The organism is Deltaproteobacteria bacterium (assembly GCA_018668695.1).
Lineage (GTDB): Bacteria > Myxococcota > XYA12-FULL-58-9 > XYA12-FULL-58-9 > JABJBS01 > JABJBS01.
This window is the reverse complement of sequence record JABJBS010000401.1, coordinates 1-17,600: the sequence shown is the minus strand read 5'-3', so window position 1 is coordinate 17,600 and position 17,600 is coordinate 1. Positions and strand designations below refer to the sequence as shown.

General features: G+C 48.7%; 13 protein-coding genes and 1 pseudogene. 6 read left to right on the top strand and 8 right to left on the bottom strand.

From position 1 onward, the window contains the following. Positions 1-60: 60 nt before the first annotated feature. Positions 61-939 (bottom strand): LysR family transcriptional regulator, encoded by an 879-nt coding sequence (locus HOK28_23780; protein ID MBT6436130.1) that lies wholly within the window; start codon positions 937-939, stop codon positions 61-63. Positions 940-1,196: 257 nt separating this feature from the next. Between HOK28_23780 and HOK28_23775 the strand changes: the two genes are divergently transcribed. The 3 genes from HOK28_23775 (at position 1,197) to HOK28_23765 (ending at position 6,931) form a co-directional block, all read left to right on the top strand. After that, the gene (locus HOK28_23775; GenBank protein MBT6436129.1) at positions 1,197-4,007 is read left to right on the top strand and encodes a bifunctional aconitate hydratase 2/2-methylisocitrate dehydratase; all 2,811 of its coding nucleotides are present in this window, start codon (positions 1,197-1,199) and stop codon (positions 4,005-4,007) included. Positions 4,008-4,450: 443 nt separating this feature from the next. Continuing rightward, positions 4,451-6,358: a cyclic nucleotide-binding domain-containing protein gene (locus tag HOK28_23770; GenBank protein ID MBT6436128.1), complete on the top strand. Its 1,908-nt coding sequence runs from the start codon at positions 4,451-4,453 to the stop codon at positions 6,356-6,358. A gap of 117 nt (positions 6,359-6,475) precedes the next feature. After that, positions 6,476-6,931, top strand: a complete 456-nt coding sequence (locus HOK28_23765) for a hypothetical protein (protein ID MBT6436127.1) — start codon at positions 6,476-6,478, stop codon at positions 6,929-6,931. On the opposite strand, the gene HOK28_23760 is transcribed toward HOK28_23765, so the two are convergent. Next, entirely contained in the window at positions 6,928-8,742 is a 1,815-nt protein-coding gene (locus HOK28_23760) for an acyl-CoA dehydrogenase (GenBank protein MBT6436126.1), read from the bottom strand. The two genes, HOK28_23765 and HOK28_23760, sit on opposite strands and share 4 nt — an antisense overlap. 350 nt (positions 8,743-9,092) lie before the next feature. On the opposite strand from HOK28_23760, the gene HOK28_23755 reads away from it, so the two are divergent. Then, the gene (locus tag HOK28_23755) at positions 9,093-9,767 is read left to right on the top strand and encodes a hypothetical protein (GenBank protein MBT6436125.1); all 675 of its coding nucleotides are present in this window, start codon (positions 9,093-9,095) and stop codon (positions 9,765-9,767) included. 520 nt (positions 9,768-10,287) lie between these two features. On the opposite strand, the gene HOK28_23750 is transcribed toward HOK28_23755, so the two are convergent. Beyond that, positions 10,288-11,085: a DUF2797 domain-containing protein gene (locus tag HOK28_23750; protein ID MBT6436124.1), complete on the bottom strand. Its 798-nt coding sequence runs from the start codon at positions 11,083-11,085 to the stop codon at positions 10,288-10,290. An 80-nt stretch (positions 11,086-11,165) separates the two neighbouring features. Next, positions 11,166-12,383 carry a cytochrome P450 gene (locus tag HOK28_23745; protein ID MBT6436123.1) on the bottom strand — a complete coding sequence of 406 codons (1,218 nt, stop codon included), beginning with the start codon at positions 12,381-12,383 and terminating at the stop codon, positions 11,166-11,168. Between the two features lie 137 nt (positions 12,384-12,520). Here HOK28_23745 and HOK28_23740 point away from each other — a divergent pair, with 137 nt between their 5' ends. Beyond that, positions 12,521-14,053, top strand: a complete 1,533-nt coding sequence (locus HOK28_23740; GenBank protein ID MBT6436122.1) for an NAD(P)-binding protein — start codon at positions 12,521-12,523, stop codon at positions 14,051-14,053. Positions 14,054-14,128: 75 nt separating this feature from the next. Here HOK28_23740 and HOK28_23735 read toward each other — a convergent pair whose 3' ends face one another. Then, a complete protein-coding gene (locus tag HOK28_23735) occupies positions 14,129-14,458 on the bottom strand; it encodes a Kazal domain-containing protein (GenBank protein MBT6436121.1) in 330 nt (109 codons plus the stop codon). Continuing rightward, positions 14,459-14,584 (bottom strand): annotated as a pseudogene (locus HOK28_23730) (Kazal-type serine protease inhibitor family protein). 579 nt (positions 14,585-15,163) lie between these two features. Here HOK28_23730 and HOK28_23725 point away from each other — a divergent pair. Next, positions 15,164-15,808, top strand: a complete 645-nt coding sequence (locus HOK28_23725) for a hypothetical protein (GenBank protein ID MBT6436120.1) — start codon at positions 15,164-15,166, stop codon at positions 15,806-15,808. Between the two features lie 59 nt (positions 15,809-15,867). Here HOK28_23725 and HOK28_23720 read toward each other — a convergent pair whose 3' ends face one another. Next, positions 15,868-17,130, bottom strand: coding sequence for a serpin family protein (locus HOK28_23720; protein ID MBT6436119.1), 1,263 nt, complete (start codon positions 17,128-17,130; stop codon positions 15,868-15,870). Positions 17,131-17,270: 140 nt separating this feature from the next. Further along, on the bottom strand, positions 17,271-17,600 hold a 330-nt coding region (locus HOK28_23715; GenBank protein MBT6436118.1), incomplete at its 5' end, for a radical SAM protein.

Below are 17,600 nucleotides of genomic sequence, written 5' to 3'. Positions count from 1 at the left end.
CTCCTTCGATGGTCATTAGAGCGAAGCTTATGCTGATTAAAGTCAGTGACTCCAGCCCTTCTAGTCTTGTAATCTCCGGGCAAAGGCGGCCGCGCTTGAGGAGAGCGGACGACCACGCTTACTGATAACCGCCAACTCACGGCTTATGTTGAGTCCCGTGACCTCCACTGCCTGAAGGTGACTATCGGCGCTACGCAGACTAAGCGTACTCACAAACCCTAGACTGCGGGTCGAGCTGACCATCTGCAAGATGGCCGGAATGGAACGAAGCTCCATCAAAACATTCATTTGAACACCCGCCTGAAGCAATGCGGAATCCACAAGCTGACGAATCGCACTGCCTGCCTCAAATCCAACGACGCCCAGCCCCTGCAGTGATGAAGGAGCCAGCTCTTTTTGCCCCAACACCGGATGGCCCTCAGCGGCAACGGGTACAATTCGGTCCCTTATCAAAGGAACCACTTCAAATTCGTTCGACCATTGAGATTGCACCGGAAGCGTAACGATTCCGAGCTCAAGGTTTTCGTTAACCACATCAAACTCAACATCCCGGCTACCTGCTTCCTTTACCTGGAACCGCACACCAGGATGTAGACGTTGAAAATCGGCAATGGCTTCCGGTAGTAAAAACGATACGGCGGTGGCACCACCACCAATGCGAACGATACCCGCCTCAAGGTTGCGGTGGGCCCGAATATTGTCTTCAAGACGCTCCCAGCGGTCGACCATGGCACGGCCCTCAGCATCGACTAGACGTCCCATCTCCGTGAGCGAAACCCCTTGGCGGCTACGCACCAACAAAGTTTCACCGAAATGCTCCTCCAAAAGCTGGATTCGACGCGACAAAGCCGGCTGCGTAAGACCTAAATGAGTGGCGGCTAAGGTAATTGCGCCGTGTTCAGCCGCGGCCATCAATGACCGAACCAGTAATAAGTCCATGAAATACCTCTGCTTTTCAAACCATAAGAATTACTTATGCATTATATACAAACTATCGATTTTACGCATAGAGAAAAAATAGATAAGAATGCCCCAACTTTTAATCAAGTTGTAGGAGGCTCACTCATGCTTGAAGTTTACAGAGAATACTTGGACCAACGCTCGGCGGTGGGTACGGCCTCATTATCACTTGATACTGAACAGACTGCTGCTTCAGTTGAGTTGTTGAAAACCATTCTTTTAGGAGCTGTGAACTCATGAGCTTGTATACTGACTATTTAAAGCAAATCGAAACACGTAAAGACCAGGGACTCCATCCAAAGCCAATCGAAGATGCTGAGTTCGTCGCAGAGTTGATTCTTCAAATCAAAGACCTCAACCACGAACACAGAGCCGATTCTCTGAACTTCTTCATCTACAATACGCTCCCGGGCACGACCAGCGCAGCGGGAGTGAAGGCTCAATTCCTGAAAGCAATCATTCTGGGTGAGGCGGTTGTTGCTGAAATCACGCCAACATTTGCGCTTGAGCTTTTGTCACACATGAAAGGCGGCCCTTCTGTCGAGGTTCTATTGGACCTTGCCTTAGGCGAAGATCAGAACCTTGCAACTCAAGCGGCCGACGTCCTCAAGACACAGGTTTTCTTGTACGAGGCAGACACCGACCGTTTGGAAGAAGCACACAAAGGTGGCAATGCACTCGCAACTGCCATTCTCGAAAGCTACGCAAAGGCTGAGTTCTTTACCGAGCTTCCGGCAGTGGATGAGACCATTCAAGTTGTGACCTACGTTACAGCGGTGGGTGATGTATCGACTGATTTGCTCTCACCCGGAAGTGATGCTCACTCCAGATCTGACCGAGAATTGCATGGCCAGTGTCTCTTCGAGCACAACAAAGACTCACAAGCTGTGCTCCAGGGCCTGAAAGAAAAGCATCCGAATAAGCGCGTTATGCTCGTGGCTGAAAAAGGAACCATGGGCGTAGGCTCATCCCGAATGTCTGGAGTAAACAATGTTGCTCTGTGGACAGGAATTAAGGCGAGCCCTTACGTTCCCTTCATCAACATTGCACCGATTGTAGGCGGAACCAACGGTATCTCTCCTATTTTTCTTACAACTGTCGGTGTTACCGGCGGTATCGGTGTTGACCTTAAGAACTGGGTTAGAAAACTCGACGATAAGGGTGAGCCCATCCTTGACGAAGATGGAGAAGCGGTCCTTGAGCAACTCTTTTCAATCGACACCGGAACTGTTCTTACCATCAACACCAAGACCAAGAAGCTCTACAATGAAGATGGTAGCAAAGAGCTTTGCGATATCGCTTCCGCTCTGACCCCGCAAAAGCTGGAGTTCATCCGTGCACAGGGTTCGTACGCTATTGTTTTCGGCAAGAAGCTACAGACCACTGCAGCAGCTATCCTCGGCACAGAGATGCCAACGGTATTTGCATCGTCCAAGGAAATTTCTCACGAGGGACAAGGTCTCACGGCAGTAGAGAAAATCTTTAACAAAAATGCAGTCGGTGTAACGCCAGGCAAAGTGCTCTATGCTGGCTCGGACGTTCGAGTCAAAGTCAACATTGTTGGGTCTCAAGACACAACAGGACTGATGACATCCCAGGAACTTGAAATGATGGCAGCGACCGTTATTTCACCAACCGTCGATGGTTCTTACCAATCGGGTTGCCACACAGCTTCAGTCTGGGACGCTAAGGCACAAACAAACATTCCGAAGCTCATGGGCTTCATGAATAAGTTTGGCCTCATTACGGCACGTGACCCCAAGGGCGTTTATCACCCAATGACAGACGTCATCCATAAAGTACTCAACGACATTACGGTGGACGACAGAGACGTCATTATTGGCGGCGACTCCCACACACGTATGTCCAAAGGCATTGCCTTCGGCGCTGACTCTGGAACCGTTGCACTTGCTTTGGCTACCGGTGAAGCCACTATGCCAATCCCACAGTCTGTCAAAGTGACCTTCAAAGGCACATTGAAAGACCACATGGATTTTCGTGACGTTGTCCACGCCACACAAGCACAGATGCTCAAGAAGTTCGGAGAGAACGTCTTCCAAGGCAAGGTGATTGAAGTTCATATTGGGACATTACTATCTGACCAAGCGTTCACCTTTACTGACTGGACAGCTGAGATGAAGGCTAAGGCTTCTATCTGTATTTCAGAGAGTAACACCTTGATTGAATCTCTAGAGATTGCGCAGAGCCGTATCCAGATCATGATTGATAAGGGAATGGACAACGACAAGCAGCTACTCAAAGGTTTGGTTGATAAAGCTGCGGCGAGAGTGGCCGGTCTTAAGTCTGGTGAAAGCCCAGCACTAACTCCGGACGCGAATGCCGAGTACTCAGCAGAGTTCGTCGTGGATTTAGACCAAATCGTCGAACCGATGATTGCTGACCCTGATGTGAACAATGATGATGTATCCAAGCGCTACACGCATGATACAATCCGACCGATCTCGCATTACGGCGGCGAGAAGCAAGTTGACCTCGGCTTTGTTGGATCATGCATGGTTCACAAAGGTGATATGAAAATCATTTCCCAAATGCTCAAGAATATCGAGAAGCAACACGGGACCGTGGAGTTCAAAGCTCCACTGGTGGTCGCACCACCAACTTACAACATCGTTGATGAGTTGAAGGCTGAAGGCGACTGGGAAGTTCTGCAGAAGTATTCGGGCTTCGAGTTCGACGACAGTTCACCCAAGGCAAGTGCTCGTAAAGAGTATGAAAACATGATGTATCTTGAAAGACCCGGATGTAACCTTTGCATGGGTAACCAAGAAAAGGCTGAAAAAGGCGATACAGTTATGGCCACATCAACACGTCTCTTTCAGGGCCGGGTTGTTGCTGACAGCGAAGAGAAGAAAGGTGAGTCACTGCTTGCCTCCACACCCGTCGTTGTTTTGTCGAGTATCCTCGGTCGTACTCCCAATATAGACGAGTACATTGCTGCCGTTGAGGGTATCAAGCTCACAAGCTATGCTCCCCCAACTGAAACGACGGAAGAAGCCGAACCAGGCGGCCTGCCCGTAATCCAGTAATTCTCACCAGTCGACGCGCGCAGTCCGAATCACCTCTTTTCGGACTGCGCTCTGCGTCAAAACCCTGCCCTCAGCCGATTTATTTTTTTCGAGATCATCCATCACGCAATGCGTAATCAAGCAAACATTTAAGAATTAATGCGTTGCGGCGCTTTAATAAATCCCTAAAAAACTTCCGTTTTTTCAATTTGCGAAAAAACTGAAACGCATCGCGCCTACATTATCGCACAATGTGCGCTGCTTTATCTACGCTGTACTTCGCAGTATTTCTTCGTTGCAAAACCCGCTGTACCTCGGGGTAAGATAAGAAGAACTTGTGTATTGAAGGACACCCTACCCGCATACATGCTTAACCGCTTCCTTGGCTTCTCCCCATTAAAGCAAGGCAACCAAGCAGCAGGTACCCGACATCGCAAATTAACCTCCCAAGCCCCAGAGGTCGAATGCTGCTTACGAACCCACAATTTGATTTTCTGCAGTCCTGCGTTCTCGAACAAGCAGGAGTGGTTTTACCACCTGGCTGCGTTTCACAAGCCTCTCTTAGACTGCTCCCCGTTTTAAGAGAGTATACTTTGAAGAACTTTGAATCTCTCATCTCGCTACTCCACGCGCCTGCAACTAAACGGAAAATGCAAATTCGAATCACTGAGCAATTGATTGCTCCTCAGGCATTTTTCTTTGAACGTTATGAAGTTTTCAAAACTCTGCGTCACCAATCGATTCCAGAAATCATGTCACGTAAAAATGAAGATGAACAAAACCTACGGGTCTGGGTGCCAGACTGTAGACGCGGACAAGATGCCTACTCACTCTCGATTATGTTCAACGAAGCGATGCCCAGTTTACAGAAATGGGATGTGGAGATATGGGCAACGGACCCACGCCGGCAGGAATTAGAAAGAGCCCGCCGTGGAAAATTTACTGCTGCAGAAATCTCGAGCGGAATTCCCGAACACCTCATTAAGAAAAGCTTCTATCCTTATGCCAATCATTACCGAGTCCAGGCCCGGCACCGCCGGCTTGTAGAGTTTTACCGCCTTGGGCTCCACGACGAATGGAGCAAACTTTGTAAGTTCGACCTGATCATGTTGCGTAAACCATTAAGTTACATGCCCGATGAATCCGTAGAAAATCTGTTAAGCAGAATGTCGAAACAGCTCCTTCCCAACGGAATTCTCGTCATTGGAGAAGGGGCATCGCATATATCCCATCCCGATTTTGAAACAGACTGTCATTTAGGTGATGCTGCCCTGAGACGCAGAGACGTTAGCCATGATGTAGCCTTCAACCATGCGCCTCCTGCAGCCGCTCAATTCCACCTGGGGCCTGTACCCATGGACCAACCCGAATTAAGCGCTGATGACTACCGAGAAATAGCTGATATCGTGCGAGATCTCGACCTCTTTAAAATGATGAGCATTCAGGAAATTGAGTCTGTTTGCCGGATGATGGAAGTTCGCCAAGAAAAATCAGGAAATACGATTTTACGTGAAGGTGAAAACAACAAGGGTTTCTATATTGTCCTTGAAGGCCAACTGCGCGTCACCATGCAAACCGGATTTGGTCGGCCTCTACAAGAGTTAGCAATTCTAGAACAAGGCGAAATTGCGGGAGAGATGTCTCATATTCTCGACGAGCGCTGCAATGCTACCGTAAAGGCAAACACCAATACTCGTCTTCTTTATTTCTCCGACAAACTTTTTAAAACCCTGTTGGTGCGAAACCATTTCTTTAAAGAGAATATCGAGCACATTGCTTTCGAAAGACGTACCGAAAATGCAGCCCTCCTTAACGAGACGAATATCGCTGAACCGATTTGGTCAGAATGGTTCAAGGAGCACTCATCGTCTTCTCATCAGGAATTAGACTCAGCTGCATTCCCCAGGGGTGTAGAAGAATGTGAACTCGATACAACCGCGATGCGTGCATTAGGAAATATCGCTCGAAAGCTTAAATTGTTTGGGGATATTTCAGTATCTGAATTGGAAGAAATCTGTAATCGTATCTCTTTGTTAAAAATACCGAAGCGAGTATCCATTCTCAAACAGGGAAAAGAGGGGCACACCCTCTATATCATTTACCGAGGCACCACGAGCGTTGTACTGAACCAAAGATTCCCATGGAGAGGAACCGACGTCTGCACCCTCGGTGCGGGTGATATTTTTGGTGAAATGTCATTGGTTCGAAAGACACCATGCGCCACTACCGTTGTTTCTGACGGTCCTCTTCAAGCCTTTGCCATCGGTGCTGATTTGTTTAAATCCCTCTACGAATCCAACACCCATTTTAAAAAAGCAATCGATAAGATGGTTTACCAAAGAGAGAGCTCTCTCTCGAGTCTAGTGGCCTAAGAAAAGTCCAGTGAATAGACCCATTCGGTCTTGCGTCTCTATTGTGCAGCGACATAGCGAGTCCATCCCGATGGTCTTGTGCCGCCTATTTACACAACCGACCCGAAGGACAAGATCATGAAAGTATGGATACTTTTAACAGGCTTTTGCGCGTTAACCGTCAGTGGGCAAGCTTATGCAAGCACCACTTCAATTGCATTGCATCCATCCGAAGCTCCGCAGCTCGATAGGAACCAAGTAAAAAAAATATACCTCGGCAAAGTGCGACACCTTGAAAACGGTACGCGGCTAACACTGACCTGTTTGGAGAAGGGGGTTCTTCACCGAGATTTTCTCAGACAATGGGTAGGAATGACGCCAAGCCAGTTTAGGAATCACTGGCGTAAGCGCGTTTTCACCGGAAAATCGCCGATGCCACGCCACTTTAAGAGCAACGCGCATCAACTCAATTTCGTAGAAAAAACACCGGGAGCCATAGGCTATCGTTCGGCATCGAACCAAGCGGCTAAGTATGACGGACCAAGTTACTTTGATCCCAAAACCGCACGGTACATCAAAGCTAAGCGATCTTAGAAGGCTTCAACAGGCAGTTCCATCAAGTAGAGGGAACTGTCTTTAATAACCTTACGCGCCATGCCAATTCGCGGCAGCTCTTCTCTACAGAAGTATTGAGCTGTTGCGATTTTACCCTGATAGAAAAACTTATCGTCGCCTTTAGCAGCTTCAATCTTATCGATAGCGATTCCAGCCTGACGAACCAAAAGCCAGCCAATAACCAGCTCACTCAATGCAAAGAGAATTCGCGTGCTGTTAAGCCCAACGTGGTAGAGAGACTCCCCTGCTTTGCCCATCATGATTTCAAGAATGCCGCCAAAGTCCTGGAGTCCGCGAGCCAACGCTGCGCGCTCTGGTGCTAAGGCATCACCGCCTACTTCGTGAGCAAGCGTACCCTGAATTTTACCCATGATACTTTGCAGAGTTGCGCCTTGGTCTTTCATGATCTTTCGAAAAATCAAATCAAGGCCTTGGATGGCTGTGGTTCCTTCATAAAGCGTATCGATTTTTTGATCTCGAATGTACTGCTCATGCGGGTAATCTTGGCAATAGCCTGAACCACCCAAACACTGAAGTGAATCGGAGAGTACCTCATAACCTCGCTCTGACGAGAAGCCTTTAACCAACGGTAAAAGAAGGTCGTTCACTTTGTGAAGTCTCTTCGCTTCTTCGTTATCGCCTTTTACAGCCGCCATTTCGATCTCATCTTGAGTCACGGCTGCCAAACAATAAAGAGCTCGCATTCCTTCTGCGTAAGCCTTTTGCTTCATCAACAACCGACGAACGTCTGGATGATTGATGACTGCAACACGCGGTGACTTTTTATCAGTCGCCTTCAAAAGGTCAGGACCCTGTACGCGGTCCTTCGTGTACTCCAGTGAGTTTAAATAAGCAGTAGAGAGCGTTGATGCTGACTTAACGCCAACACCCATCCGCGCATATTCGATAACGTTAAACATTTGACGAATACCGTCGTGAACATTACCGACCAATAAGCCCTTGCACTGCTTTCTTTCGCCAAAAGTCATCTCACAAGTAGAGGAAGCTTTTAGACCCATCTTTTTCTCGATGTTGGTGCAGTACGCGCCATTTCGCTCGCCCAAGCTGCCATCATCATTAACCCAATATTTAGGGACGATAAAAAGCGAGAGCCCTTTGGTGCCCATTTCTGCACCTTCGGGTCGTGCTAGAACCATATGCACAATATTCTCTGGTCCATCGAAATCACCGTTGGTGATAAATCGCTTCACACCGTCAAGTTCCCAAACATCATCTTCAAGATGCTTGGCCTTTGTCCGGCTCGCACCAACATCGCTTCCGGCATCCGGTTCAGTGAGAACCATCGTTCCGCCCCAGCGCTGGTTAATAAGGCCATCTACATACTTCGCTTTTTGAGAATCTGTACCAAGGTCGTTGATAAGCTTACCCATAAAATTGCCGAGCAGATAAAACCCTACCGGAGGGTTGGCACCGGAGAGAAATTCAAAACACGACCATTGCAAAGATCTTGGTGCGCCGTAGCCTCCCAAATCTTCAGGGTGCTCAATCAAGTGCCACTGGCCTTCGAAATATTGGTCCAATGCTGATTTGATACCGGGAGGAAGAGTCACGTCACCATCTTCACTCAATGTAAGAGGTGTTCTATCGCCCTCGGCAAAAGATACTGCCAGCTCATCTTCACAAAACTTTGCGAAGTTCGATAATACGTCCCGGGAGGTATCCTCATCGATGGCAGTAAAGGGTGCGTTGCCCAACACTTTTTCCTGAATCTTATAGAGCTCAAACAAGTTGAACTCGACGTCTCGGACATTACTCTTATAGTGCTTGATGGTAGTCATCGTAAATCTTATCCCTCCTGCTGCGCCCAAGATTGTCTAGTGGCGCGCCCCGCCTGAGCGGTGAATCCAATACAAGAAATGACAAACACTGAGGAATAACGCAACCCGTCATTTACCCTTTTGATATCTAAGAGCGAGCCGAGAGGCCAAAGCGTCTTTAAAACTGCATTTTTTGTATGATTACCTGCATTTATGGTTAGAGGGATCCCGGAGCCGTCCCAAATTCTCCCATGATTACAGCCTCTGCGGAGCCGATTACGGTGGCATGCTCTGTGCTTTACCACTGGCGAATGAACAAAAGAGCAGTCGCTCAACCTTCTTATTTACCATCGGAGTAATTCATGCGCCCAATCATCTTTCTTACTCTCTGCCTTCTGATGCTTTTTGCATGCGGAGAAACAGCCACCGACCCCGCTGCTGACGCTGGCACCGAAAACGCAGTCACAACGGAGCCAAGTTCAGATAACGAGACAGCCAATAACTCAGACTCAACCGAAGACACCACCGAGGCGGGTACCACGGGTGACACTTCTGAATCTGAATCCATTCAGGACCAAGTTGACATGACTCCGGAGCGTGCTCGAGCTCTTGAAATTGGATTAAGTATCATCCAATCCTACTTCGATGGAGATCCAGAAGTGTTCGCAAGCATTCTAGCGGACACCCTCCCACAAGTTGGTCGTGACGATGAGCCAATGGACGGAGAATACTTTCGCGAAATGGTTCGATATGCGAGCCCCTACCCATCTGGTGAAGACTACACAAGCTACTCCATGGATGACTACGAAGCAGTCTACGATCCGTTGGTATTAACTTACGATGAGGCGGTTGAGCTGATTTCTTTCCCGGCTGTCCAAGGCAACGGCTGGGTTCCGGAAGAAAACGATTTTCTTTTTATCGGCGGAAACCTTCAAGAAGGCGCCGTAGAAAGTGACAAGTTCCTCCGTGATGGACTTAACTCATTCGTCTTCGGTATCCGAGATGGTGAATGGAAATTCGTGGGCTTTATCTCTTAACGATAACCCCAAGAGAGCACCCTGGGTAAACACCCGAGTTTTATTCAGGGATACTTCTCTTCCTAACTTTAACTTTAGGTCCCCGCTCCAGTCTCCCCATACAGCGGATGCTTATCACTGCTTCAATTACATAAAATCGTTTAAATACAGCTTGATTCGGTGGCCACAGGTCGAGAGCCTGTATGTACGTCTAAATACGACAGCGTAAATGCAGATCAATCTGCTACAATGACCGTGAGGAATCTCATGGACGACCTGAATACATATTGGAAAAGGCGAAGGCGACTTATCGCAGAGTGTCACCGCTGCGAGGAAAGCAATCGGTTTCTGCTGCTCGCCATACCACTCTATCTATTTTTTCCAGTGATACTCTTGGCTGTTATACCTATATATATTTTATCGAAGAGAACACGCTACCTAGCACTTCAGCAGCTCACTAAAGACCAGAAGCATTTTTGTTCAATGATCAGTGGATTCGACGCATCTAACGCCATTGTTCAGACAAAGCCTCAGTAGAGCCCTAAGCGCTCACGTCAATATGATAACCTGTATGCTTTCGCATATTGAGAACACGATTATCATCGAGAAGAAGGTATTGCCCCTTGATGCCACGCAGCTGACCCGTTATCTCGGGCAATTTATCAAAGCCAACACTCTTCACTTTTTCAGGATAGGCTTCGACTGGATAAAGTAGGTCGGTCACCTCTACATCGCCGGTAAGATACTCGTGAAACTCCGGCTTGATTTTATCTTTAATCTCGTCTTTTACCTGCGCCAAGTTCACGTCCTGCAGAACTTCGTTTTTAAGCATCTTCCGCCAATTGGTTCGATCGGTGAAATGCTCCTTCAGCGAAACCTCAAGTGCCCCACAGAGATATCGGTTCGGAGTCTGTGCCAATAAAATAGCTTTTGACGCGCCCTGATCGATCCATCGAGTCGGCACCTGAGTTTCCCGCGTGATACCCACTTTTACTGCGCTGGAAAGAGCGAGGTATACATAGTGCGGTTGAACATGGTGCTTCTGTTCCCACTCGGGGTCTCGCCCGCCACCAAGATGACCTTGGCACAGCTCGGGCTTGATAATGCACTCAGACGCCTCAGGGGCATTGATCATACAGGGGTAACAAAATCCCTGATTAAAGGACTTCTTTGTTTTACGTTCGCAAAGAATACAAGTAATGAGGCCATCGTAGCGAAAGGTAATATCCTTGCCGATGAGTTCATTCATAAAAACTCGCTCTTCACCAAGAGGGAGCCAATACTGAATGGGGTCTCCTATTTCAGAAACCATTTTTCTAACTTGTCCGCTTTTCTGCATGGAACTCTCCCCGGCGTATTTTCCGAGAGGTCTAATATACCAGCCCGTTCTTAGCAACGAGGAGCGGGAAGAAAGCGACCTTAAGCGTCGGTGTCTGGACCAGGCGATACCATAAAGCTCACGGTTCCATTCACATAATTGCTGTCGAGCCGAGTGACATCTCCAACGATGGACATCTTCGGGAAGCGCCGAAGCAGTTCTTCAAATAAAATTCTGATTTCCATACGGGCAAGAGTTGAGCCCAGGCAAAAATGCGTTCCGGCCCCGAAAGACACATGTGGATTTTTCTCACGCGTAATATCAAATACGTCCGCATCATCGAATACCTCTTCATCTCGATTGGCGGAGGCATAATAAAGAACGACTTTATCACCAGTCGTTATTTTTTGACCCGAGAGTTCGGTATCTTCCATGGCGGTTCGTCGAAAGGCAATGATAGGAGAGGTCCATCGTAACATCTCTTCCGTTGCAAGCCTGCCATGCCCAATCGGGTCAGATGCGAAACGCTCCATCTGCTTAGGAAATTCGTGAAGCGCTAAGTAACCGCCCGCGATACAGTTGCGCGTGGTTTCATTGCCACCAATCGCAAGCAAGAGTAAAAAATTAACAATCTCCATCGAGTTCAATTTTTCACCATCGATTTGTGCGTCCATAAGCACATGCACTAAATCATCCGGTCTCTCGCCTTTTTCTGATTTTTCTTCCAGCGACTCCAGTAAATCTGTGCAGTATCCAAAAAACTCCATGGCTGCCATGCGAGCATCCTCGGGTGCATGATCGATGCGAGATACACGGTCACTCCATTCAAACATCAAAGGTCTGTCTGCTTCAGGCCACCCAATCAAATCCGCGATGAGAAAAAGCGGAAGCTGGCTAGCAATTTCGCCCACGAAGTCGACTTCTTTTTCTCCTGAGACTCGGTCAAGAATGGTCTTCACCGCGGCACGAATCGGCCCATCAAGTCTCTGTGTCATTTTGGGAGTGAAGCCTGTGGAAACCAGCTTTCTATATTTTGCGTGCTGGGGTGGATCCATATTGATCAGGATCATCCGAGCGATATCCAAATCCTCTTCAATGGGGTCCGGGATATTGATACCAGCTTGATAAGATGAAAATATCTTGGGTTTTTTCGACGCGAATAAAACATCCGCATGCTTCATGACGGCCCAATACCCTGACCCATCGGTTTCTCTTTGAAAAACGACAGGTGAGCGCGCTCGCAACACTTTGTATTTGTCATACGGAATACCTGAAACATATTGCTTGGGTTCATAGATATCGATGTAATCTTCGCTCATTTGGCCGCCCCTCAAATTTAAGAAAGCATAGAAAAGCACGATTGTGGTCTCCTTCCCACATGCCAATTCAATGTCTTACAACAACTTACAGCGCACTGTGGCTTGTGTTGCGCGCAGAGCATAAGTACCGTTTTAATATGAAAAGCAGTAATCAATGGGATCACATCGTAGTTGGAGCTGGAGCCGCTGGCTCTGCTATCGCCGCCCGCTTGTCGGAGGACCGCGGCCGTAACGTTTTACTTCTTGAGGCCGGGCCAGATTATCCTGACTCAACCAAGCTGCCCAAAGACATCACAAACGGTAAACGGAACTCGATGTTCAAGCATGACTGGGGCTTCATGCATACGACGAACTCCCAACAGAAGGTGCCCTTTAAATTGCCGCGAGGAAGAGTCGTGGGTGGCTCCTCTGCCGTGAACACCTGTATCGCGCTGCGAGGAATACCGCAGGATTACGATGAATGGGCCGATATGGGTCTCGATGAATGGACCTGGGACAAATGTCTTCCAGCATTCAAAAAGTTAGAAGCCGACCAAGATTTTAATGACGAGTACCATAATCAAAAAGGGCCCATTACCATTCGCCGGCATCCACCAGAAGAGTTGGTGCCTTGGCAAGCTGCGTTCCTAGAAGCTTGTGATGAACTCGGTTACCCAAAGTGCGAAGACCACAATAATCCGAATCAAACGGGTGCTGGGCCTCACGCGATGAACAAAGTCAATGGCGTACGATTCAGCGCCGCCATGGGCTACCTCACGCCAGCTGTGCGTTCGCGGGCCAACCTCACGATTAAACCGGATAGTCTCGCGCACCGAGTGATTTTCTACAATGGTCAAGCCATTGGCATTGAAGTCGAGCGCAATGGCGAGGTGCAAACCTTCTTCAGCGAGAGCATTATCATCGCTTGCGGATCAATCGCGACCCCAGGTCTGCTCCTGCGTTCTGGAATCGGTGCAAAAGATGATGTCTACCGTTTGGGTGTTTCACTCGTATCTGATGTGCCTGGCGTAGGCAGCCGCCTTTTAGACCACCCTGGCGCGGCTTTCTTCTTAGCCCCACGCCCCGGTATCGCCCGTAGAAACGACCCTCTGATTCAAACGCTTCTGCGTTACACCTCTGAGCCCGGGGCATTCCCCAATGATATGCAAATCCAGCCAGGTTCATGTCTGACACTTCCTTGGGGCAATATTACGGCTGTGACCATGATGACTTGTGTGGAAAAGACCAAGGGCGTTGGTAAAATTCGATGGACTTCAGCTTGGCCTCACGCCAAGCCCATTGTTGAATCTAATATATTAGACCACCCGGAAGACCGCCGCCTTGCTGTGGACGGACTCTCGCGTGCCTATGAACTGACTCAATCCAAAGCGATGCGTAAGCTTGCGGTTCCTGTTGCACCCATGGGACGTATCCTCAAGGATAAGAGAAAACTCGACGAGTGGATACGCACATACAGCGACAGCGGTTACCACCCATGTGGTACCGTGCCTATGGGACCTGAAAGCGATCCCATGGCTGCTCTTGACCAGTACTGCAGAGTGCGTGGCACCAAAGGGCTTATCGTGGCAGATGCAAGCATCTTTCCTACCGTGCCTTCGGTCAACATCCACCTGCCTACTATCATGGTTGGTGAACGGGTCGCTGACTTTATCCGCAGTGGAACTATTTAGATAACTCATCAATCGAAAAAAAGGCCGGGTACTTCAGATGAAGCGCCCGGCCTTTTTATTGTATATCAGATAGAATCAATCGTTGATTGAGCCTGTGCCTGCACTTGAGTTGCTTCCGCACTCACCGCCTGCTGAGAAGGCTACGAATGCTGCGCGTCGCTCACAATCGTTTCCGTAAGTCTCACCATCGCAGCCGCATACTGGAACCCATTCGCGGGTACACATGATGCGAATACGTTCAACGCATGTTCCGACGAGGTCGTCACTGCATGTGGTGTTCGCACTTAAGTCACAAACCAAGTTGCCTTCACACTGCGTGTCGAATGCTCCGCCGCACTGCTGGCCTTCTGATGCGTCACCACAAGGTCCCGCGCTATCGAAAGCAACGTAAGCTGCCTGACGCATGCAATCGTTTCCGTATGTTTGGCCGTCGCAGCCGCATACTGGGTCGTACTGCATAGTACACATCGTCTCTTCATCTTCGATACAAGTTCCCATCATGTCGGCGCCACATGTGTTATTCGCGCTCATGTCGCAGACGAGGCCTTGCACACAAGTAAGACCCTGGATGCCGCCGCAATCATCACCGATTCCATCGGGCTCCACATAGACACATTCGCCATTTACACAGCTTAAATCTGCACTGCATTCAGCATCGCTTGTACAACCAGTGTCGGTATTGTTGTTGTTGTTGTTGTCGTTGTTATTGTTGCTACCACCGCCACCACCACAGCCACCTGCGCCAGGGAGGAAAGTCATCGCGAGGAAAATTACGGTCCAGCCAATCAGTGTTACGGGCTTCATTGCGGTCTCCTAGAAAGTTGGGTTCGCATCAACAAGCACGGGGCATGCTTTTGAGCGTTGTTGGATGTACTCATTTGTCCTACATCTGGGTTGTATTTTTACCGAATGCTTCACCATTTCTGACGCGGCGGGTCAGTAACAACCATTAAACCCTATTAAACCAACGACTTAAAGCTCTCGTTCTTTGATCACCGGTGCACAGAATATCCCTCGTGAATAGTCCGTTTTAGGGCTTATCGCAGCAGCATTTACAAAGATACGGCATATGGTATGCCCTAAGTGCTCAACCAAGATGTGGATATATCGATGACTGCAGCTCTATTCTCGCAAGCCAAAAGGCTACTCCTTGTGCCGTTTTGCCTATGCTTGATGGCCTGTGGAGACGACACACCCGAGAATACCGGTACAACAGTGGACACAGAATCAGAACCCCAAACCTCCCCCGAACCAACCACTCCAACTGAAAAGACTGGGCTCGAATACTTCTACACTTACTGTCGGGGTTGTCATGGCTCGCAAGCCAACGGTACCCAGCAGGCCCCGCAAATACGATTCGTTCAAGAAAACTACGCGCGGTGGGTAATCCGCAACGGCCGTGAGAGTATGCTGGGGCGTATGCCTCAATTCGAAGAGGGAAGCCTCACTGAAACCCAGCTCGATGAAATCATCTTCTGGTTATCAAGCTTTGATCGGCCGACCACAGGCAAGGGTCTGTATGAGGTGTTTTGCGAACACTGCCATGGCATCGAGGCAACCGGTGGAGCAGTTTGGGTAGATATCACAAACGACATCACCACGCCTTCACTTGTTCTCGATATGATACGCAGAGGAGCTGGCGGTACTGATTACCTTAAACGAAGCAACTATATGCCTGCCCGAAGCGAAGAGGAATTATCCGATACTGAAGCAGAGCTGATCATTGGATACATCGCAGAACTCGCCGGGCTTTGACTCAACTCTTTGCGCGGCCACTTCTCCAAAGAACAAACTAAACCTACTAGGTAGAAACGCTACTCGACAGTAGGGTTTACCACTCGTCCCATAAAGAGACAGTTACCAGTAGGAAGATGCCTGATAAAATAGAGGAACGGCTTATCGACCGTTAAAGACACCGGGTCCATCGGGGCGGATGTCATACCCACACCAACTCCCGTTGCAGCAGCCGCTTCCGTCCCTTCTTCGTTCACGAGAATATAAGCCTTGTGAGCAACGGTTTGCACAAAAAGATTCATATCAGCGATTCCAGAAAAATCGGCCTGCCCGGGGTCAAACATCGAACCCAAACCCATTGTTTCTAAATCGTCTTTCAATGCAACGAGGTTTGTATTCAGTTCAAAGGAGGGGAAATCTAAACTCACTTCCTGTGAAGTCATCGAACCGGCGATTGCAGCAATCCCATTGGCGTCCATCGCTGATTCAAAGTCAGCCAAGGTCCCAGCGTCAGGCATAACCACGAGCATTGCCAAATCTTCATTCTTATATGGGATCTCAATCGCGCGGTAACTGCCCGCTTCCTCACCATAATAGTATGATTCTTTCGAGTACATCATACTGGTTTCAATTTGAGTTCCATCGAGGAGGTTAAAGTCCATGGGTCTGGTGTCTTCAGGTTTAAACTCGTCTTTCCAGCTGGCCTTAAAATAAATAGCATTGGTCAATGCCAAAACTGTGCTCGCGTTGAGGGAACCTTCCTCGAAAATTTTAGGAATCTTGGTTTCTGTGACATCAGAGATATAGCCATTGATCAACTCGGTCGCACCACTTGCATCAGTCGCAAAGTCGAGTCCATGCATTCCTGCACCATAACTCTCCGCCAATGTATCCAGATATGCGCTCTTTGGCTCAAATCCCGTTTGCACCCAAATATCGTTGGCAACTCTTAACGTTCCCCACTCATCACTCTCGGGTAACGCCAGTTCGATGGCGTTCATTGAATCATGGAAACTGGAGACTTCTCTTCCACCAAATCGAAAGCCGTCGGCCATATCTGACTGGGTATCGCCTGCTGCACCCGCGTAGAGCATCCCAAAGGCTGACGAGATGCTGTACGGTGAAAAGACTATGTTCACCGGATCTCCCGCAAGCGTTGCGCGATAGATATCCCATCCGAAATTGTTATTATCGATGACCAGGTCGTTTACCTCTTCTTCAGAGACAAGAGGTTCGGTATTTCGGAATTTTTCAGAGCGAATTTCTTCACCCGGTGCTTGCGCTTGCGACCCACAAGCAACTAATCCCAAGGCCACACATGTCATCAACATCTTACGCATCATAGCGCACACTCCTTCAGTGGTTACGATGAGAGAGAAGCAATTAACGTACCACTAAAATTCATAATGATTACAAGTATAGCAGCTGGAGAATTGTTTCCTCTTGTTGACAGTAGACACTGAAGTCGCGGTTTGTGTACACGTTAAAGACCCCGTGAATTCTCCGAACGCAGAGGAATGTCTCCCCGTAAGGCTGCATCAATGACACTAACAATGCGCTCTCGGTCGTTTGGAAGCTCGCCAGCAAGGGGTAAATAATTCGAAGCGTGATTGGTTCGAAACAAAGCGCGTGTCGGCCGCGCCTCATCCACCATAATACGAAGCTCTTTTAAAAGTTCTGGAACATCAGGGACCTCAAACTTGCCGCGAGCTGCTTGCTTCGCAAGTGGAGTGCCAGGAACAATTGTAACCGTGAGGGCCGAGAAAAACTCGGGATCCATCGCCGTAATAAGCTTGGCCGTTTCTTGTGCGTG